Annotated in this window: 18 protein-coding genes; 11 read left to right on the top strand and 7 right to left on the bottom strand. The window is 68.0% G+C overall.

The genetic code is table 11. The features are described 5' to 3' along the window. The first annotated feature begins 26 nt into the window (after positions 1-26). Genes ACSFBF_RS15120 through ACSFBF_RS15105 form a run of 4 tightly spaced genes read left to right on the top strand, consistent with a single transcriptional unit; the run spans position 27 to position 3,066 of the window. Positions 27-983 (top strand): SAM-dependent methyltransferase, encoded by a 957-nt coding sequence (locus ACSFBF_RS15120; RefSeq protein ID WP_435468263.1) that lies wholly within the window; start codon positions 27-29, stop codon positions 981-983. A 52-nt stretch (positions 984-1,035) separates the two neighbouring features. Continuing rightward, on the top strand, positions 1,036-2,085 hold the full coding sequence (locus ACSFBF_RS15115) for an SRPBCC family protein (RefSeq protein ID WP_435468261.1): 1,050 nt from the start codon (positions 1,036-1,038) through the stop codon (positions 2,083-2,085). A gap of 2 nt (positions 2,086-2,087) precedes the next feature. Continuing rightward, entirely contained in the window at positions 2,088-2,711 is a 624-nt protein-coding gene (locus tag ACSFBF_RS15110) for a DUF4166 domain-containing protein (protein ID WP_435468259.1), read from the top strand. Positions 2,712-2,718: 7 nt separating this feature from the next. Beyond that, on the top strand, positions 2,719-3,066 hold the full coding sequence (locus tag ACSFBF_RS15105) for a DOPA 4,5-dioxygenase family protein (protein ID WP_435468257.1): 348 nt from the start codon (positions 2,719-2,721) through the stop codon (positions 3,064-3,066). Positions 3,067-3,071: 5 nt separating this feature from the next. Here the strand turns inward: ACSFBF_RS15105 and ACSFBF_RS15100 are convergent, their stop codons facing one another. Continuing rightward, positions 3,072-4,388, bottom strand: a complete 1,317-nt coding sequence (locus tag ACSFBF_RS15100; protein WP_435468255.1) for a Rieske 2Fe-2S domain-containing protein — start codon at positions 4,386-4,388, stop codon at positions 3,072-3,074. A 24-nt stretch (positions 4,389-4,412) separates the two neighbouring features. Further along, on the bottom strand, positions 4,413-5,399 hold the full coding sequence (locus tag ACSFBF_RS15095; protein ID WP_435468253.1) for a tripartite tricarboxylate transporter substrate binding protein: 987 nt from the start codon (positions 5,397-5,399) through the stop codon (positions 4,413-4,415). Between the two features lie 110 nt (positions 5,400-5,509). On the opposite strand from ACSFBF_RS15095, the gene ACSFBF_RS15090 reads away from it, so the two are divergent. Continuing rightward, positions 5,510-6,337, top strand: a complete 828-nt coding sequence (locus ACSFBF_RS15090; protein ID WP_435468251.1) for a helix-turn-helix domain-containing protein — start codon at positions 5,510-5,512, stop codon at positions 6,335-6,337. 10 nt (positions 6,338-6,347) lie between these two features. Here ACSFBF_RS15090 and ACSFBF_RS15085 read toward each other — a convergent pair whose 3' ends face one another. Further along, the gene (locus ACSFBF_RS15085) at positions 6,348-7,004 is read right to left on the bottom strand and encodes a glutathione S-transferase (protein WP_435468249.1); all 657 of its coding nucleotides are present in this window, start codon (positions 7,002-7,004) and stop codon (positions 6,348-6,350) included. 81 nt (positions 7,005-7,085) lie between these two features. Between ACSFBF_RS15085 and ACSFBF_RS15080 the strand changes: the two genes are divergently transcribed. Then, positions 7,086-8,306: a polyhydroxyalkanoate depolymerase gene (locus ACSFBF_RS15080; RefSeq protein ID WP_435468247.1), complete on the top strand. Its 1,221-nt coding sequence runs from the start codon at positions 7,086-7,088 to the stop codon at positions 8,304-8,306. Here ACSFBF_RS15080 and ACSFBF_RS15075 read toward each other — a convergent pair. Continuing rightward, positions 8,303-9,265, bottom strand: coding sequence for a LysR family transcriptional regulator (locus ACSFBF_RS15075; protein ID WP_435468245.1), 963 nt, complete (start codon positions 9,263-9,265; stop codon positions 8,303-8,305). The two genes, ACSFBF_RS15080 and ACSFBF_RS15075, sit on opposite strands and share 4 nt — an antisense overlap. An 88-nt stretch (positions 9,266-9,353) precedes the next feature. Here ACSFBF_RS15075 and ACSFBF_RS15070 point away from each other — a divergent pair, with 88 nt between their 5' ends. The 3 genes from ACSFBF_RS15070 to ACSFBF_RS15060 are packed head-to-tail and all read left to right on the top strand — an operon-like array spanning position 9,354 to position 12,542. Continuing rightward, positions 9,354-10,454: an adenosine deaminase family protein gene (locus ACSFBF_RS15070; RefSeq protein WP_435468243.1), complete on the top strand. Its 1,101-nt coding sequence runs from the start codon at positions 9,354-9,356 to the stop codon at positions 10,452-10,454. 8 nt (positions 10,455-10,462) lie between these two features. Next, on the top strand, positions 10,463-11,440 hold the full coding sequence (locus ACSFBF_RS15065; protein WP_435468241.1) for a Bug family tripartite tricarboxylate transporter substrate binding protein: 978 nt from the start codon (positions 10,463-10,465) through the stop codon (positions 11,438-11,440). A gap of 16 nt (positions 11,441-11,456) precedes the next feature. Beyond that, a complete protein-coding gene (locus ACSFBF_RS15060; RefSeq protein ID WP_435468794.1) occupies positions 11,457-12,542 on the top strand; it encodes a nucleoside hydrolase in 1,086 nt (361 codons plus the stop codon). Between the two features lie 15 nt (positions 12,543-12,557). On the opposite strand, the gene ACSFBF_RS15055 is transcribed toward ACSFBF_RS15060, so the two are convergent. Further along, a complete protein-coding gene (locus ACSFBF_RS15055; RefSeq protein ID WP_093051560.1) occupies positions 12,558-13,010 on the bottom strand; it encodes a CBS domain-containing protein in 453 nt (150 codons plus the stop codon). 164 nt (positions 13,011-13,174) lie between these two features. Here ACSFBF_RS15055 and ACSFBF_RS15050 point away from each other — a divergent pair, with 164 nt between their 5' ends. Together ACSFBF_RS15050 and ACSFBF_RS15045 are read left to right on the top strand one after the other, a co-directional pair. Continuing rightward, the gene (locus ACSFBF_RS15050) at positions 13,175-14,485 is read left to right on the top strand and encodes an O-acetylhomoserine aminocarboxypropyltransferase (protein WP_435468239.1); all 1,311 of its coding nucleotides are present in this window, start codon (positions 13,175-13,177) and stop codon (positions 14,483-14,485) included. Between the two features lies 1 nt (position 14,486). Further along, a complete protein-coding gene (locus tag ACSFBF_RS15045) occupies positions 14,487-15,293 on the top strand; it encodes an alpha/beta fold hydrolase (RefSeq protein ID WP_435468237.1) in 807 nt (268 codons plus the stop codon). A gap of 12 nt (positions 15,294-15,305) precedes the next feature. Here ACSFBF_RS15045 and ACSFBF_RS15040 read toward each other — a convergent pair whose 3' ends face one another. Together ACSFBF_RS15040 and ACSFBF_RS15035 are read right to left on the bottom strand one after the other, a co-directional pair. Further along, positions 15,306-16,295, bottom strand: a complete 990-nt coding sequence (locus tag ACSFBF_RS15040) for a Bug family tripartite tricarboxylate transporter substrate binding protein (protein WP_435468235.1) — start codon at positions 16,293-16,295, stop codon at positions 15,306-15,308. Between the two features lie 8 nt (positions 16,296-16,303). Continuing rightward, positions 16,304-17,731, bottom strand: coding sequence for a M20 family metallopeptidase (locus ACSFBF_RS15035; protein ID WP_435468233.1), 1,428 nt, complete (start codon positions 17,729-17,731; stop codon positions 16,304-16,306). Positions 17,732-17,821: the final 90 nt, after the last annotated feature.

Genomic DNA, 17,821 nt, shown 5'->3' with positions numbered 1-17,821 from the left:
AACAAGCAACCACCGAGGGAACCGCCATGCCCACAGTCTTCCAGCCCGACTTCCGCGTGCCGCACGAAACGCCCCTGCGCACCCCGGCAAGCCAAGCCAGCGCGCCCATCACAGCCGAGGACACGCAGGACTACTTCACCGAAGTCGCGACCGACTACAGCGCCTGGAGCCCTAGCTACAACATGCACTTCGGCTTCTGGCGCGCGGGCCTGAACCCGCTGCGGCGCGAAGGCATGCTGGTGGAGATGAACCGCGTGGTCGGCAGTGCGCTGCAGCTCGGCGACGCACAGCCCGGCACCACACAACGCCGCTGCGTGATCGACATGGGCTGCGGCGCCGGCGCCACCGCGCGCACGCTGGTAAGCGACGATCCATCGCTGTATGCCATCACTGTGACCAACGTCGCAGTGCAGAACCGCATCGCCGCGAAGCTCGACGCCGCCGCAGGCGTGGCCGACCGCATGGCTCACCTCGAAGCCGACTACACACGCACCGGCCTGCCCGCCGCGCAGGCCGATGGGGCATGGGCCGTCGAGAGCGCCTGCTATGCCGACGGCACCGCCAAGGCCGACTTCATCCGCGAAGCCGCGCGGCTGCTGAAGCCCGGCGCGCGGCTGGCTGTTGTTGATGGCTTTCTGCTGCGCCCCCAGCCCGGCCGCCTGGCCAGCTGGCTGCACCGCCTGTGGGCCGACAGCTGGGCCGTGCCCACGTTGGCCGTGCGCGAAGACTTCGTCGCCGCACTGCGCGAGCACGGCTTCGACGACATCGAAGTCAAGTCGCTGCGCTGGCGCGTCGCGCCCAGTGCGCTGCACATCCCGGTGCTGGCCACCCGCTTCACGCTGGCCGAGCTCTGGAAGGCGCGCGGCAAGCTCAGCCCGTGGCGGCGCAAGCACATCGTTGCCAGCTACTGCGCGCTCGCGCTGGGTATGTTCTGGCGCGACTTCGACTACTGCATGGTCACCGCAACTCGCAGCGCCGATTGAGCGAGCGAGCGAGCCCCACGAAAACACAACGAGGAGAAGAAGAGGTTTCCGCATGCACAACAAATCCGAAGAAAGCAGACTTTCCGAGCTCGCCCCCATCGAACAGCCCGCAAACGAAACACCCGGCAGAGTCAGCGGCGGGATGCCTTTCGCCTGGTTCTGGCCCATCCTGGCGGGCGCAGCCGTCGCGCTGGTGCTTCGCATCCTTTTCGTCGGAGGACCGGGCGAGCGCTTCTCGCCGATGCTCGGCTCCTTCGTCTACTTCGTGCCCTCGGTGTGCGGCGCGGTCACGGTATACATGGCCGAGCGCATCGAGCGCCGCAGCTGGGGCTACTACCTCTGGGCGCCGTGGGTGGCGACCGCGCTCTTCGTCGCCGGCACGCTGGCGGTGTTCATCGAGGGGCTCATCTGCGCCATCGTCATCGTGCCGCTGTTCGCGGTAATGGGCAGCGTCGGCGGGCTGGCGATGGGCATCGTGTGCCGCATCACCAACTGGCCGAAACCCGCGCTCTACAGCTTCGCCCTGATGCCGTTGCTGCTCGGCGGCATCGAGACCCAATTGCCCAACCCGGACCAGTTCTCGAACACCTCGCGCACGCTCTTCATCGCCGCGCCGGCCGAGCGCGTGTGGCATGAACTCAACGCCGCGCGCGACATCCGTCCCAGCGAAGTCGGCGATGCATGGGCTTACCGCATCGGCGTGCCGATGCCGGTGTCGGGCGTGACCGTCGACACGCCCGAGGGCCGCGTGCGCCAGGTGCAGTGGCAGAAGAACGTGCACTTCGAAGAAATCGTCACCGAGTGGCAGCCCAACCGCCTGCTGAAGTGGCGCTTTCGCTTCATGCCAGACTCCTTCCCCGCCGGCGCGCTCGACGACCACGTGATGATCGGCGGCCAGTATTTCGACCTGCGCGACGCCACCTACACGCTGACCCCGCGCGACGGCGGCACCGAGCTGCGCGTAGAAGTGTCGTGGCGCCTGAGCACGCGCTTCAACTGGTATGCGGACCGGGTCATGCAGCTGCTGCTCAATGACGCCTCGGAAAACATCCTGCGCTTCTACAAGGCGCGCAGCGAAGCCAGCGCGACGGCCGCAGGATGACGATGCAACCCGTCTTCCAGCAGGCGCTCGGCCCCGCGTGGGACCGGCTCGGCAACGTCATCCGCCGCCACTACACGATGACGCCGTTCTCTGGCGACTACGTGTGCGTGCGCGGCACGATGAACGAGGTCTGGCACGCCCCCTGGGCCGCGCTGCTGATGCCCTTCGGCCGGCTGTTCGGCGCGCTCGTTCCGCACCAGGGCAAAGACGTACCAATCGAGGTGCACTACCGCTGCCATTCCGACGACGCCAATCTCTACTGGGACCGCGTCTTCCACTTTCCGGGCAAGCCGCCTTTCCACTTCCGCTCGCACATGGAACACGACGCAGGCCAAGGCAGCGAGGTGATCGAATACGTGCGCTTCGGCATCGGCATGCGCCTGGCGGTGAGCGCTGAAGACGGCGCGGTGGTGTTTCGCGACATGGGCTACATCTGGCGCATTGCAGGGCTGCGCATTCCGCTTCCGCTGGGCCTCCTTCTCGGTACCGCCTATGTCGAGGAGCGGCCCGACCCCACCGATGCCGACCACTTCACCATGAAGATGCTGCTGCGCCACCGCTGGTTCGGCGACGTGTTCCGCTACAGCGGGCGTTTTCACCTGGGCCCGCGGTTAGGGCCACAATGAGTGCACCATGCCACGCCGCCCCGAAAACCTCTACGCCCAGTACCACGCCCACGTCTATTTCGCACCCGACACGGTCGTGCAAGCGCGCGCCCTCTGCGAGCGGGCGGGCCACGAGCTGATGGTGGTGGTCGGCCGCGTGCACGAACGGCTGGTGGGGCCGCATCCGCACTGGAGCTGCCAGCTCGCCTTCGACGCCGCCGAGTTCGACCAGGTCATCGGCTGGCTCGACGCCAACCGCAACGGGCTCGACGTGTTAGTGCACGGCGTGACGGGCGACGACTTTGCCGACCACACAGCCCATGCCATGTGGCTGGGCGAAGAAAGCGCGCTCGACCTGCGGATGTTCCGCCACTAGACCCACTAGACCTCTTCTTCGACCCCGGCGCCGTGCACCTTGAAGAAGGTCGCGCCCTCGACCTTCTGGCCAATGGCCTTCTCGTAGGCCGCGCGCACCTCGTCGGGTTGCCCGGCCTGGCCGAAGAAGTCCTTCAGGTACGGTCCCAGCAGCGGATGCGCCGCCAGCTCGGCACGCGGCAGGCCATTCAGCATCTCGTCGCGGCAGGCTGAGGGCAGGAACACATCGCGGTTCTTCTCCGGATCGCGGATCAGACCCTTGGGCTCGTGTGCTGGGTCGGCCTGCATCGCCTCAAGTTCCTCGAAGAAGCGGCGGCGCATCATCACGATGCCCTTGTCGCTCTGGCCCAGCTTCTCGCGCGTGCGGTCGGTGATGGCGCCCTGCCCGACCCACACCGCGAAGTCCTGGTTGGCCACATGGCTGGTGATCCACCGCCCGGTCACCGGGTCCTTGATGGGCCCGTACCACGAGGGAATGCGCTCCTGCACATAGGGCTCCTGCTCGCTCGGCACGCGGCTCAGCACCCACAGCACGCTCAGCGTGTGGTGGTCGTCGATGGGCACCCGCCATTCGAAGTGATGACCGAGGAAGAAGCCGTTGGGCCACAGCGTGACGCGCCCGGTGGTCCACATCACGTTGTCTTCACGCTCGCCGCCGCGCAGGCGCTTGTAGACGAAGCCGTGCTCGAACTCCTCGAAGGCCAGCTTCAGGTGCGTGGGCACATACGGCCCTTCTTCGCCCTGCAGCCGCGTGGTCCAGTTGTTGTGGGTCCACTCGAAGTGCACGGGGTCGATGGAGTTTTCCTGGCACTGGAACCAGTTGCACGGAATCTCCGCGAACACCACCTGCGCGAAGCCGTTCCTGCAGTTGAACAACTCCCAGTCGGGCAGCAGCGGCGCGGGCTGCGGGCCCATGTAGGCCCACAGCAGGCCGGCCTTCTCCTGCACCGGATAGGCCTTGATCTTCGTGTTCTTGCGCATGCGCGCGCCGGGGTCCAGCGCTTCCTCGAAGGGCTGGTGCACGCACTGACCGCTCTGGTCGTACTGCCAGCCGTGGTAGCTGCAGCGCAGGCCGCACTGCTCGACGTAGCCGTACGACATGTCGGCATTGCGGTGCGGGCAGCGGCGGTCGACCAGGCCGTAGTTGCCACTCAAATCCTTGTAGAGCACCAGGTCCTCGCCGAGGATGCGCAACGGCTTCACGGCCTTGTCGTCGAACTCGCTGGCGCCGGCAACCGGATGCCAGTAGCGGCGCAGGTAGTCGCCCATCGGCTTGCCGGGGCCCACCTCGGTCAGCAGGCGATTCTTTTCTTCGCTCAGCATGCATCGTCTCCTTGTCGTTCTTCTTCAGTCGGCGCGAATGCCGAACTCGCGCACCAGCTTGCCGAAGCGCTGGTCGTCATCTGCAATCTGCTGCGCCAGCACGGAGGGCGCGCCGCCCACGGGCTCGATGCCGAGCGCGGCCATCTTGGCCTGCACGTCGGGCATCTTCAGGATCTCGTTGAAGTGTTTGTTGAGTGCCTGCACGACGTCGGCCGGCATCGCCTTTGGACCGAGCAGCCCCATCCATGCGCTCACATCCACGTCCCTGTAGCCCAGCTCGATGAAGGTGGGCACGTTGGGCATCAGCTTCGTGCGCTGGCGCTCCGCGACCGCGAGCGGAATGAGCTTGCCCGCGGCGATGTGGCCCGCCACGGCGCCGGGCGTGATCCAGCCCACGCTGACGTGGCCGCCCAATGCATCGTTGACCACCGGTGCCACGCCGCGGTACGGCGCATGCGTGGCCGCGATGCCCGCGTCCCTGTTGAGCAGTTCGCCCGCAATGTGCATCGGCGAACCGGCACCCGGCGTGCCGTAGGTCGTGGCCTTGCCGGCCTTCGCGCCGGCAACGAGTTGCGCCGCGCTCTGGATGCCGGTCGACGGCGCGGTCACCAGCAGCAGCGGGATGTTTCCGGTCTTCACGATGGGCGTGAAGTCCTTCACCACGTCGTGCGCCACGCCGGGGCCGGTCTTCAGCACATGCTGCGCAATGGGAAAGGTGCTGGGCGTGAAGAGCAGCGTGTAGCCGTCGGCCGGCGCCTTGGCGACCCACACGTTGCCGATCATCCCGCTCGCGCCGGGTCGGTTGTCGACCAGCACCGGCTGGCCGGTGCGCTGCGACAGCTTCTCGGCGTAGGTGCGCGCAATGGCGTCGGTGTCGCCGCCGGCCGGGTAGGCCACGACGATGGTGATCGGCTTCGAGGGCCAGGCCTGCGCCAAGGCCGCGTTGGCGGCGCATAGCGAAAGAACGGCTGCTGCAGCGGCACGGACCGCGTTTCGCGGGTGAAACATCATGCTCTTTTCCTTCTCTGTGGGACGACGTTGGTGTCGTCCGCACTGTAGGAACGGGGCCGCGAAGCCAGAAGATATAGTTTCACTCAGTGAACTTTTTTTCGGAGACCGGCATGTCGGACACCACGGGCGCGCAGAGCGTGAAAGCCATCGACGCGCTGCGCCGCGGGCTCGACGTGATGCTGGCCATCCAGCGCTCGTCGGCAGTCACGCTGCAGGAGCTGCACCGGCAGACCGGCCTGTCGAAGGCCACGCTGCTGCGCATCCTCAAGACGCTGCAGCAGGCAGGCTGGGCCGAGCGCAGCGAGCACGACAGGCGCTACGTGCCGACGTCGGCCACAGGGCAGTCGGGCCCCGCGATGGCATGGCGCACACGCCTGTCGGCACTGGCTGCACCGGCGCGTGCCACGCTGCAGCGGGTGGTGCCATGGCCCATCGACCTGGGCGTGCGCGACGGCACGGCCATGCTCATCCTCGACACCGACCGGCCGCGCAACGGCCTGGCCGTCAACTACCGCGCGCTGGGCTTTCGCCCACCGATGCTGCTGTCCTCGCTGGGGCGCTGCTACCTGGCGTTCTGTCCGGAGGACGAGCGGCGCGAAATCCTCGCGGCGTTGGCGCGTTCGCCCAACGACTTCGACCGCAGCGCGCGGCGGCCCGAGAACATCCGGCGCATGGTGGCGCACGCGCGCGACCTCGGCTACGTGGCGCGTGACCCGACCTCGACCAGCATGGATTCGCCCGACCGCTTCGGCGCGATCTCGGTGCCCTTGCGGAAGGGCGAGCTGGTGGTGGGCTGCCTCAGCTGCGCCTGGCTGCCGGCGGTGAAGAGCGAGCGTGAGATCGTGTCGGCCCACCTGGGCGACCTGCAGCAGGCCGCGCAGAACATCGAACGCAAGCTGGCGCAGGCCAACTTCGAGCCGCCCCCGGCGAGTTCATGAAGCGCGCTGCTCAGAACTCCGCGTCGAGCTCGTCGATCTCGTCGGGCTCCTGCTTCGCGGCTGTCACCCATTCCTTCATGGCCGGCAGTTCCATCACGCGCTTGCAGTAAGCCGCGCAGACGCTGTCGAGCGCCACGTCGTAGCTCAGGAAGCGCGTGACCACCGGTGCATACATCGCGTCGGCCATGCCCGGCTGCTTGCCGAACAGGAAGGGGCCGCCATAGGCCTTGAGGCATTCGCGCCAGATGGCGACGATGCGATCGATGTCGGCCTGCGCGCGCGACCACACCTTGAAGCTCTTGAAGTGGGCCTTGATGTTCATCGGCAGCGCGCCGCGCATCGAGCCGAAACCCGAGTGCATCTCGCCGCAGATGGCGCGGCAATGGGCGCGGGCCGCCACGTCGTCCGGCAACAGGCCGGCCTTGGGCTTGATCTCGTTGAGGTATTCGCCGATGGCCAGCGTGTCCCACACCTTCACGCTGCCGTGCTGCAGCGAGGGCACCAGCATCGACGAAGACAGCAGCAGCATCTCGGCCTTCATGGCCGGGTCATCAGGCGGAATGACCTTCTCGCTGAAGTCCAACCCGGCCAGCCTGCACATCAGCCAGCCGCGCAGCGCCCACGCGCCGTAGTTCTTGCTGCTGATGGTGAGAACGGGTTTGGCCATCGTGAAGCTCCTTGGGCGTTGTGCCGTTGCGTGCAAGCGCCATGCCATGCGGTTGGCCCGCAACTTGCCTGCGAGGTATTCATGCTGTACCGGGCCTACCAGAACCAAGCCGACCTGCTCTCTCCGGCGCGGCTCGCGGCGCAGTACATGAGCAAGGCCCTGTGGAAAGACGGCACGGAGCGCACCATATTGCGGCGCATGGCCGCCCAGTTCGAGGTGTTCTCGCGCATGCGGCTGACCCACACGCGGCCCGACTACGGCATAAATAGCGTCACGGTCGACGGCGCGGAAGTGGCCGTGCACGAGGAGACAACCCTCGTTTCGCCCTTCGGCACCCTGCTGCATTTCCGCAAGGACACCGATGCGGTGCATCCGCCGGTGTTGCTGGCCGCACCACTGTCGGGCCATTTCGCCACGCTGCTGCGCGAAACCGTGCGCACCCTGCTGCGCGACCACGACGTGTACCTGACCGACTGGCACAACGCGCGCGACGTGCCGCTGTGGCACGGCGGCTTCGGCCTGGACGACTACACGCTGCAGCTCATCAGCTTCCTGGAGGCCGTGGGGCCGGGCGTGCACATGGTCGCGGTCTGCCAGCCCTGCGTGGCCGCGCTGGCCGCCACCGCGCTGATGGCCGAAGACGACAACCCCGCCACGCCGCGCAGCCTCACGCTGATGGCCGGCCCGGTCGATTGCCGCATCAACCCGACCGGTGTGAACACGCTGGCCACCAGCAAGCCCATCGAGTGGTTCCGGCGCAACCTCATCAGCCATGTGCCGTGGCCGCACGCGGGCATGATGCGGCGCGTGTACCCAGGCTTCCTGCAGCTGTCGGCCTTCATGAGCATGAACCCCGAGCGGCACAAGAAGCAGTTCGAGGACATGTACAGCCACCTGGTCGAGGGCGACATCGAGAAGGCCCGCACTATCGGCACCTTCTACGACGAGTACCTGGCCGTGAACGACCTGCCGGCCGAGTTCTACCTGGAGACCGTTGAACGTGTCTTCCAGACGTATGACCTGCCACGAGGCGTGCTCACCGTGGGCGACCGCACCGTGAACCCCGCCGCCATCCGCCGCACCGCGCTGCTGACGGTCGAAGGCGAGCGCGACGACATCTGCGCCGTGGGCCAGACGGTGGCGGCGCAAGACCTGTGCACGGGCATCCGGCCGTACCTCAAGACGCACCACCTGCAAGCTGGCGTGGGGCACTACGGGGTGTTCAGCGGCAGCAAGTGGAATGCGCAGATCTATCCGCGCGTGCGCGAGACGATCCACGCCGCGGCCGAACTGAACGGCTAGGACTGGCGCCGCGCGCGCACGCCCTTGCCGCTCACGCGCCGCACCGTCGCCTCGCCGGCCTGCGGCAGGCGCTCGCGCAGGAACGCGATCAACTCTTGCGCCACCACGTTGCGCATCGGCCCCGGCAGGTAGGCCAGCACCACGCGGCGCTCGACGCGGGGCTTCAGCAGCGGCACCACCACCAGTTCGGGGTCGCGCAGCGACGAGGTGTACAGGCGCGGCATCAACCCCAGCGCCTGCCCGCTGCGCACCAGCGCGTAGAGCGTTTCGGAATAGCTCACGCGGTACGGCTCCGGGCCCTGCGCAAACTGCGCGCGCGCCGGGTTGCCCAGCGCAGGCATGCTGCCGCGTTCGAACAGCACCAGTCGCTCCTTGCCGATGGCCTCCCACTGGGCATCGCCAGCCGCCGCCAGCGCGTGGTCGCGCCGCACCACCAGCACCAGCGGATCGCGGAACAGGTCGATGCAGGTCAGCCCACCGGGCGGCTCGGTGATGGCGGCCACCGCCATGTCGATCTGCCCGCTGCGCAGTTCGGCCAGCAGCGTGTTCGAGGGGGCATCGCGCCAGGCCAGCTCCACCTCGCGCTGCCCGCTCTGCAGAAACTCGCTGGCAGCAGCAGCCACGCGCGCGCTGGCCGAGGGAATCACGCCGATGCGCACGAAGGCGCGGCCGCGCTGCACCGTGCTTTCGATGTCGCGCAGCGCCACCTCGAAGGTGTTGACGAGGAAATCGGTGCGCGCCAGCACCTCGGCGCCCACGGGCGTGAGTTCCAGCCGGTGGGTGGAGCGGGTCAGCAGTTCGGCACCGAGCAGCTTCTCCATCTGCTTGATGGCGTTGCTCAGGGCCGGCTGCGTGATGGCGAGCCGGCGCGCGGCGCGGCCGAACTGGCCTTCTTCCACCAGCACCGAGAAGAACTGCAGCTGGCGCAAGGTGAGCGCACGCAGGGGCAAGGCGGTCATGGGCGAATCTCTGGTTATTGATTCAGTGAATCAAATTATAGAAATTCAAAATTTTCTTTATGAGAGCGCCGTTACTAGACTGGTCAGCATGACCAGCCCCACGCCCGCCCCCCAAGCGCCTCTCACGCTGGAATCGATGCTCCGCGCCATGCCCAAGGCCGAGCTGCATTGCCACCTGTTCGGCACGGTGCGCCACGAAACCTTCAAGCAGCTCAATCTGCGCGCCGGCTCGCCGCTGGCGGCCGACGAGATCGAGGGCTTCTACACGCGCGGCGAAAAACCGGTCGGCGTGCTGCGGGTGCTGCGCGCGCTCGACGCCCAGCTGGTACGCAGCGCCGGCGACCTTTACCAGCTCACGCTCGAATACCTGCAGGACGCGGCCTCGCACAACGTGCGCTACGCCGAGTTCTTCTGGAACCCGACCGGCACCGTGCACGAGTCGGGCATTGCCTATCCGCTCGCGCAAGGCGCCATCGTCCGAGCGATCCAGGACGCGCAGCAGGAGTTCGGCATCACCGGCCGCCTCATCGCCGCCATCGACCGCGAAGCCAGCCCCGAGGCGGCCGTGGAGATGGTCGAGTGGGTCAAGGCGCATCGCTGCGACGAGGTGATCGGCATCGGCATCGACTACCGCGAGGTCGACCGTCCGCCTGAACTGTTCACGCAGGCCTATGTCGATGCGAAGAAGGCAGGCCTGAAGACCACCGCGCACGCGGGCGAGTTCGGCATGCCCTGGACCAACGTGCGCACCGCGCTCGACGTGCTGCAGGTCGACCGCATCGACCACGGCTACACGGTGGTCGACCAGCCCGACTTCGCGCGCGAATGTGCTGATCGCGACGTGACCTTCACGGTGGTGCCGACCAACTCGTACTACCTGCGCACGTTGCCGCCCGAGCGATGGGCCATCGATCACCCGATCCGCCGCATGCCCGGCCTGGGCCTGCGCATCCACCCCAACACCGACGACCCGACGCTGCACAAGGTCACGCCCACGCAGGCCTGGCTGATGATGGTGCGCGACTTCGGCTTCGGCCTGGACGACCTGCGCGGCTTCATGCACAACGGCCTCGACGGCGCGTGGATCGACGACACGCAGCGCCGCGCATGGCGCACGCAGTGGAGCGATGAATTCGACACGCTGCGCGCCCGCCTCGACACTGAACCCGCCCCCACCATCCTCGAATGACCCACGCCATGAACACACCCCGCCGCCTGCTCCTTGCCGCCGCACTTTGCGCCGCGCTTCCCACCGCGGCCCTCGCGCAGGCATGGCCCGCTGCCAAGCCCATCACGCTGATCGTTCCCTACACGGCCGGCGGCAGCGTGGACGTGAATGCGCGCCTCGTCGCGCAGCGCCTCGGAGAACGCCTCAAGCAATCGGTGGTGATCGAGAACGTGAGCGGCGCGGGCGGTGCCATCGGCGTGGCCAAGGCCGTGAACGCCACGCCCGACGGCTACACGCTGGTGGTGGGGCCCGACAGCGCCATCGCCATCGGCAAGCTGGTCAACCCCACGGCCTTCCGCTTCGATCCGCTGAAAGACCTGGCGCCGGTCGGCCTGCTCAACACCGCGCCGATGGTGCTGGTGGCGCGCCCCGGCCTGGAGGCCCAGACTTTTTCCGACTTCGTGAAGCTCGCGAAGGCCAGGCCCGGCAAATACAACTACGCGACCTCGGGCGTGGGCACGGTGCTGCAGCTGGCCATGGAACTGCTGAAGGAGCGCAGCGGCATCTTCGTCACGCACGTGCCCTACCGCGGCGGCGCGCAGATTGCCACCGACGTCATCGGCGACCAGGTCGACCTGGCGATGCTGGTGAGCACCAGCGCCATTCCGCACGTGAACGGCAAGCGGCTGAAGGCGCTCGGCATCACCAGCAGCAAGCGGCTGGCCGCGCTGCCCAACGTGCCCACCTTCGACGAGATGCCCGGCCTCAAGGGCTTCGACATGGTGAGCTGGACCGGCATCTTCGCGCCCGCGAAGACGCCGCCGGCCGTGGTCGCGCAGATCAACCACGAGCTCAACGCGGTGCTGCAGGAAGAAGGCGTGCGCAGCAAGCTGATGGAGCAAGGCGCGCTGCCGGGCAGCGGCACGCCCGAGAGCTTCGCGAAGTTCGTGCAGACGGAGTACGCGCGCAACCAGAAGATCGTGCAGACGGCCAACATCAAGGAGTGAGCGTGTGACGAAGACGATGCTGCCCATGCTGTCCCGCCGCGCCCTGCTGGGCGTGTCCGCTGCCGGCCTTGCAGGCATGGCCTTCGCGCAGAGCCCCAGCCCCGCCGAACTGGCACAGGCGCTCGCGGGCACACCCGCCACGCGGTTGCCGCCCGTGGCAGGCAAGCGCCAGGTCATCATCGACACCGACCCCGGCCAGGACGACGCCATTGCCCTGCTGATGGCCATGGCCGCAACCGACCGGCTCGACATTAAGGCGCTGACGGTGAGCGTGGGCAACCTGCCGCTGACCGTGACCGAGAAGAACGCGCGCATCGTGCGCGACTGGGCCGGCCGGCCCGACATTCCGGTCTACGCCGGCTACCCGCGCCCGCTGGTGCGCGAACCCATCTTCGCCGACGACGTGCACGGCAAGACAGGCATGGAAGGCCCGACGCTGCACGAGCCGCGCGGCCCGCTGATGCCCACGCACGCGGTGCAGTACATCATCGAGACGCTGCGCGCCGCGCCCCCGAAGAGCATCACGCTCGTGGGCCTGGGGCCGCTCACCAACTTTGCGGCCGCGCTCAACTCGGCGCCCGACATCAAGCCCGCCATTGCCGAGATCGTGGTGATGGATGGCTCCTGGGGCGTGGGCGGCAACATCACGCCCGCTGCCACCTTCAACGTGTACGCCGACCCTGAGGCGGCCTCGATCGTGTTCCGCAGCGGCGTGCCGGTGACGGCCATGTCGCACGACGCGGCGCGCCGCGTGCTGCTCACGCCCGAGCGCATCGTGCCCTTTCGCACCATGGGCAACAACGCCGGCAAGGTGGTGGCGGATATTTTCGATTCGATGATGGCGTACGGCCTGCGGCGCCGGGGCGTGGCGGTCGGACCGATCTACGACCCGTGCGTGATCGCGTATCTGCTGAAGCCCGAGCTCTTCAAGGGTGCGAAGGTGAGCGTCGACGTGGAAACGAAGGGCGAGTTCACGACCGGCGCGACGGTGGTCGACTTTCGCGGCTACAACCGCCGCGCGCCCAATACGCTGTGGATCAGCGAGGCCGACACCGAAGGCTTCTACACGCTGCTGCGCGCGCAGATCGCGCGGCTGCCCTGAGCGGGCTGGCCGGGATCAACCGGCCTTTTCGTCTTCCGCCGGCCAGTCGCGGATGTAGGCCTTGAGCATCTTGTTCTCGAAGTTCTGGCTGTCCACCACGGCCTTGGCCACGTCGTAGAAGCTGATCACGCCCATCAGCATGCGCTTGTCCATCACGGGCATGTAGCGCGCGTGGCGCTCCAGCATGATGCGGCGGATTTCGTCGAGGTCGGTTTCCAGCGTGCAGGTGACGGGGGCGTCGTCCATGGCCTTGCGGACCAGCGTGGTGCCGACCTGGCCGCCGTTGCCGACGATGGCCACGATGACTTCCCGGAAGGTGAGCATGCCGACCAGGTCGCCGTGCTCCATGACCACCAGCGAACCGATGTCCTTTTCCGCCATGGTGTTGGCGGCTTCTGCCAGCAGGTCGTCTGGCGTGATGGTGAAGAGCGTATTGCCCTTGACGCGAAGGATGTCGCTGACTTTCATCGTGTGCTCCTCTCGGACTCAATCTCGGCTATCTCGGCGGGCGTGCCGTTTTTGAATATAGCCCACAATCGACGCCGACCTGAGCGCCCATGTCGCGGACGCATGAATTGCAGACGTAACGGAGCATTGCCAGGAGACAACTGCCCAGACCCAGAAAGGCCCTCATGCCCGGATATTCCGACCCCGGTTTCGACACCCTCGCGCTGCACGCCGGCGCCGCGCCCGACCCCACCACCGGCGCTCGGGCGGTGCCGATCCACCTGACCACCTCCTTCGTCTTCGAGTCGAGCGACCATGCGGCCGCCCTGTTCAACCTGGAGCGCGCGGGCCACGTGTACTCGCGCATCAGCAACCCGACCAACGCGGTGCTGGAGCAGCGCGTGTCGGCGCTCGAAGGCGGCATCGGCGCCATCGCCACCGCCAGCGGGCAGGCGGCGCTGCACCTGTCGGTAGCCACGCTGATGGGCGCGGGCTCGCACATCGTGGCCAGCACGGCCCTGTACGGCGGCTCGCAGAACCTGCTGCACTACACGATGCGCCGCTTCGGCATCGACACCACCTTCGTGAAGCCCGGCGACCTCGACGGCTGGCGCGCCGCGGTACGCCCCGAGACCAAGCTGTTCTTCGGCGAAACCGTGGGCAACCCCGGGCTCGATGTGCTCGACATTCCGGCCGTGAGCGACATCGCCCACGAGGCCGGCGTGCCGCTGCTGGTCGACTCGACCCTGACTTCGCCCTACCTGATCAAGCCCTTCGACTGGGGCGCTGACCTGGTCTATCACTCGGCCACCAAGTTCCTGTCGGGCCACGGCACCGTCATCGGCGGCGTGGTGGTCGACGGCGGCAGCTTCGACTGGGAAAAGTCGGGCAAATTCGCCGAGCTGACCCAAGCCTACGACGGCTTCCACAACATGGTCTTCAGCGAGGAAAGCACTGTCGGCGCCTTCCTGCTGCGCGCCCGGCGCGAGGGCCTGCGCGACTTCGGCGCCTCGATGAGCCCGCACACCGCCTGGCTCATATTGCAGGGCATCGAGACGCTGCCGCTGCGCATGGAGCGCCACATCGACAACACGCAGAAGGTGGTCGAGCTCCTGTCCACACACCCGTTCGTGTCGCGCGTGGGACACCCGCTGATCGAATCGCACCCGAGCCATGTGCTCGCGCAGAAGCTGCTGCGCCATGGTGCGCGCGGCGCGGGCGCGGTGTTCAGCTTCGACATCAAGGGCAGCCGCGCGCAGGGCAAGGCCTTCATCGAGGCGCTGAAGCTGTTCAGCCACCTGGCCAACGTGGGCGACTGCCGCAGCCTGGTCATCCACCCCGCGAGCACCACGCACTTCCGCATGACCGACGAGGCGCTGGCGGGGGCGGGTATCTCTCAGGGGACGATCCGCCTTTCCATCGGGCTGGAAGACCCGGCCGACCTGATCGACGACTTGAAGCGTGCCCTGAAGGCTGCGGAAAAGGCGGGCGCCTGACATGAACTACACCGTCAACGGCCACACCACCTACTGCTACACCGGCGGCAAGCCCTTCGATGCGGCCAAGCCGACCGTGGTGTTCATCCACGGCGTGCTCAACGACCACAGCGTGTGGATCCTGCAGAGCCGCTGGTTCGCCAACCACGGCTGGAACGTGCTCGCAGTCGACCTGCCGGGCCATTGCAAGAGCGAAGGCCCCCCGCCCGCCAGCGTGGAAGACGCAGCGCAGTTCGTCATCGCGCTGCTCGACGCGGCCGGCGTGCAGAAGGCCGCGCTGGTCGGCCACAGCTTCGGTTCGCTGATCGCGCTCGAAACAGCTTCGCGCGCACCCGACCGCATCACGCACCTCGCGATGGTCGGCACGGCCTACCCGATGGTGGTGTCGCCCGCGCTGCTCGAAAGCTCGGTGAGCGACCCGCAGCGCGCCATCGCGATGGTCAACACCTTCTCGCACTCGCTGCTGGCGCCGCCGCCCTCCTCGCTCGGCCCGGGCACCTGGCTCTATGGCAGCTCTCGCGCGCTGATGCGCCGCGTGCTCGCGAGCAACCGCGATGCGAACGTGTTCCACATCGGCTTCAAGGCCTGCAACGACTACGCCAACGGCGAGGCCGCGATGGAGAAAGTGCAGTGCCCGGTGCTGTTCCTGCTCGGCGACGCCGACCAGATGACGCCGCCGCGCGCCACCAAGGCGCTGGTGGGCAAGGCGCGCAACGCCAAGGTGGTGACGGTGCACGCCGGCCACTCGCTGATGAGCGAGGCGCCCGACGAGGTGCTGTTCGCGCTGCGTGACTTCGCGACAGCCTGAGCAGGCACGCCCTTATTCCGCCGCGATCCCCGCGCGGTGCGCAAGAGCCCGGTAACGCGAGATCTCGCCCTCCATCTGCGCACGGAACGCCGCTGCGCCAATCGCCACCGGTTCCATGCCCTGCGCGCGCAACTGCGCCTGCAGCGCCGGGTTGCCCATGGTCGCTGTGACCGCGCGGGCGAGCTTGTCGATCACCGGCGCCGGAGTTCGGGCGGGCGCGGCAAAGCCGTACCAGGCATCGAAGGTCGCGTCAGGCAGCCCCTGCTCGGCCAGCGTGCGCACTTCGGGCAGCATGCTGGAGCGCGTCGCGCCCACGATGCCCAGCGCGCGCAGCTTGCCCGAGCGCACATGCGGCGCCACGGCGGCCACGGTGTCGATGCCGATCTCGATCTCGCCGCCGATCACCGCCATCGAACTCTGGCTGCTGCCCTTGTACGGAATGTCCTGGAGCTGGATGCCGGCGGCCAGCGCGAGCAGTTCACCGGCTAGGTGCGGGCCCGAACCCGCGCCGAAGGTGGCGTAGCGGATGCTCTTCGGCTTGGCCTTGGCCGCAGCGATGAGCTCGGGCATCGAGTGCCACGGCGTGCCCTTGCCCACCACCAGCACCAGCGGCGTGCGCGCCACGATAGCGATGGGAGCAAGGTCGCGCACCGGGTCGTACGGCAGCTTCGTACGCAGCGCCGGGTTCACGCTGTAGCTGGTAGAGCCCGATAGCAGCAGCGTGTAGCCGTCGGGCGCGGCCTTGGCGACCGCGTCAGTGCCGATGATGGTGGAGGCGCCGGGCTTGTTGTCGACCACGATGGGCTGGCCCAGATGCTCCGACAGCGTCTGCCCCATCGCCCGCGCCACGATGTCGGTGCCGCCGCCCGGCGGAAAGGGCACGACCAGCCTGACGGGCCGGTCGGGCCAGCCGTTCTGCGCGAAGGCGGGGGCTTGGACGCTCAGGACGGCAGAAGCGGAAAGCAGCAGGCCGAAGGCGCGACGGGAAATGACGAGGTTCATGGTGCGTGTCAGGAAAGGGAGGAAACGGATGGCGGCAGCTGCCCGGCGGCCCACGGCGCGAGCCCCGGCTCGCCCAGGTCCCAGTAGAGGCCAGCCATGATCTGCAGGCCCTCGCGCGCCAGCGGCGCAAGCAGGTGCTCGTTGGGCGCGTGCTGCGCGCAGGCCGGGTACGAATGCGGCACCCACAGCGTGGGCAGCCCCAGCAGGTCGGCGAACACGTCGTTGGGCAGCGAGCCCGCGAGGTTGGGCAGCAGGTCGACGCGCTGCCCGCTGCTCTGTGCGATGGAGCGGCGCGCCCAGCCCACCCACGGGTTTTCGACATCGAGCCGCGTCGCTGCGCCGGTCAGCGTGATCTGCACCTCGACCTGACCGAAGCCGTGCGCGTCCAGGTGCGCGCGCACGATCTTCTCCAGGTCTTGCCACGGCGTGCCGACCACGAAGCGCAGCTGGCAATGCGCCACGGCTTCAGAGGGAATCGCATTGACGGGCCGCTGCGCCGAACCCGCGCCGAGCGCCAGCACCTCGATGGTGTTCCACGCCACCAGCCGCTCGGCCGGGCTCAGGCCGGGCTCGCCCCAGCCCTCGTCGACCGCGGGGTCGTCCGCGCCGCCGCCGATGGCGATGTCGGCCAACGCATCGCGCACGGCCTGCGTGACCGGAGGCGGGCGCAGCGCCTCGACGAGGATGCGGCCGCGCGCATCCACCAGTGAGGCCACCGCGTGGCTGATTACCGTGCCCGGATTGACGAGCACGCCACCCCAGTTGCCTGAGTGATAGCCACGTGGCCGGGCGCGCAGCCGCAAGCTGAAGTTGACCGCGCCGCGCGAACCGAGAAACAGCGTGGGCCGTGCGGCGCTCACGCGCGGACCGTCGCTGGCGATGAACAGATCGGCGCGCAGCTTGTCGCGCTCCTGCGCGCACACCGCGTGCAGGCCGGGCGAGGCGGCCTCCTCGCCCATCTCGACGAGCCACGTCATGTTGTAGCCCAGGCGCCCGCCGCGCGCTTCGAGCACGGCGGCGAGACCGCCGAGGTTGATGCTGTGCTGGCCCTTGTTGTCGGCGGTGCCGCGCCCATACCAGCGCTCGCCGTGCACGGTCAGCGCCCACGGGGCGAGGCCCTCTTCCCACTGCGCGTCCTGCCCGCTGACCACGTCGCCGTGGCCGTAGGTCATCACCGTGGGCAGAGACTGGTCTTCGATGCGGCGCGCGATGAGGAACGGCCCGCCGCCGGGCACCGGGTTGGCGATCACCTCGCAGACGAAACCGAGCGCCGCGAGCGGCGGAATCATTTCTTCGCGCAGGTAGGCCTCCAGCGCGGGCGTGGCTGCGCCGGTATCGCTCTCGGTGCGAAAGGCGATGCGGCGCTGGAGGTCGGCGAAGAAGCCGCCCCCGTCGAAGTAGGCGGCGGCAGCGGCCAGGCTGTCTGTGCGTTGCATGAAGGGCTTCCTTGTCTATCTGTCCATCGGGTGCAGCAAGTACAAGGCCTGAAGGCCGATGCTTCCAGCATCGTTTTGGCAAGCTACCAT

The sequence above is a fragment of the Variovorax nivicola genome, from assembly GCF_051216475.1.
Lineage (GTDB): Bacteria > Pseudomonadota > Gammaproteobacteria > Burkholderiales > Burkholderiaceae_C > Variovorax.
This window is presented reverse-complemented; position numbering and strand designations above follow the sequence as displayed.

Bases quoted from the DNA above. Each gene is read 5' to 3' on its own strand.
- ACSFBF_RS15095 (WP_435468253.1), bottom strand. From the start codon at position 5,399: ATGATGTTTCACCCGCGAAACGCGGTCCGTGCCGCTGCAGCAGCCGTT.
- ACSFBF_RS15070 (WP_435468243.1), top strand. From the start codon at position 9,354: ATGACCAGCCCCACGCCCGCCCCCCAAGCGCCTCTCACGCTGGAATCG.
- ACSFBF_RS15045 (WP_435468237.1), top strand. From the start codon at position 14,487: ATGAACTACACCGTCAACGGCCACACCACCTACTGCTACACCGGCGGC.
- ACSFBF_RS15075 (WP_435468245.1), bottom strand. From the start codon at position 9,265: ATGACCGCCTTGCCCCTGCGTGCGCTCACCTTGCGCCAGCTGCAGTTC.
- ACSFBF_RS15040 (WP_435468235.1), bottom strand. From the start codon at position 16,295: ATGAACCTCGTCATTTCCCGTCGCGCCTTCGGCCTGCTGCTTTCCGCT.
- ACSFBF_RS15035 (WP_435468233.1), bottom strand. From the start codon at position 17,731: ATGCAACGCACAGACAGCCTGGCCGCTGCCGCCGCCTACTTCGACGGG.
- ACSFBF_RS15120 (WP_435468263.1), top strand. From the start codon at position 27: ATGCCCACAGTCTTCCAGCCCGACTTCCGCGTGCCGCACGAAACGCCC.
- ACSFBF_RS15055 (WP_093051560.1), bottom strand. From the start codon at position 13,010: ATGAAAGTCAGCGACATCCTTCGCGTCAAGGGCAATACGCTCTTCACC.
- ACSFBF_RS15105 (WP_435468257.1), top strand. From the start codon at position 2,719: ATGCCACGCCGCCCCGAAAACCTCTACGCCCAGTACCACGCCCACGTC.
- ACSFBF_RS15090 (WP_435468251.1), top strand. From the start codon at position 5,510: ATGTCGGACACCACGGGCGCGCAGAGCGTGAAAGCCATCGACGCGCTG.
- ACSFBF_RS15080 (WP_435468247.1), top strand. From the start codon at position 7,086: ATGCTGTACCGGGCCTACCAGAACCAAGCCGACCTGCTCTCTCCGGCG.
- ACSFBF_RS15050 (WP_435468239.1), top strand. From the start codon at position 13,175: ATGCCCGGATATTCCGACCCCGGTTTCGACACCCTCGCGCTGCACGCC.
- ACSFBF_RS15060 (WP_435468794.1), top strand. From the start codon at position 11,457: ATGCTGCCCATGCTGTCCCGCCGCGCCCTGCTGGGCGTGTCCGCTGCC.
- ACSFBF_RS15100 (WP_435468255.1), bottom strand. From the start codon at position 4,388: ATGCTGAGCGAAGAAAAGAATCGCCTGCTGACCGAGGTGGGCCCCGGC.
- ACSFBF_RS15065 (WP_435468241.1), top strand. From the start codon at position 10,463: ATGAACACACCCCGCCGCCTGCTCCTTGCCGCCGCACTTTGCGCCGCG.
- ACSFBF_RS15085 (WP_435468249.1), bottom strand. From the start codon at position 7,004: ATGGCCAAACCCGTTCTCACCATCAGCAGCAAGAACTACGGCGCGTGG.
- ACSFBF_RS15115 (WP_435468261.1), top strand. From the start codon at position 1,036: ATGCACAACAAATCCGAAGAAAGCAGACTTTCCGAGCTCGCCCCCATC.
- ACSFBF_RS15110 (WP_435468259.1), top strand. From the start codon at position 2,088: ATGCAACCCGTCTTCCAGCAGGCGCTCGGCCCCGCGTGGGACCGGCTC.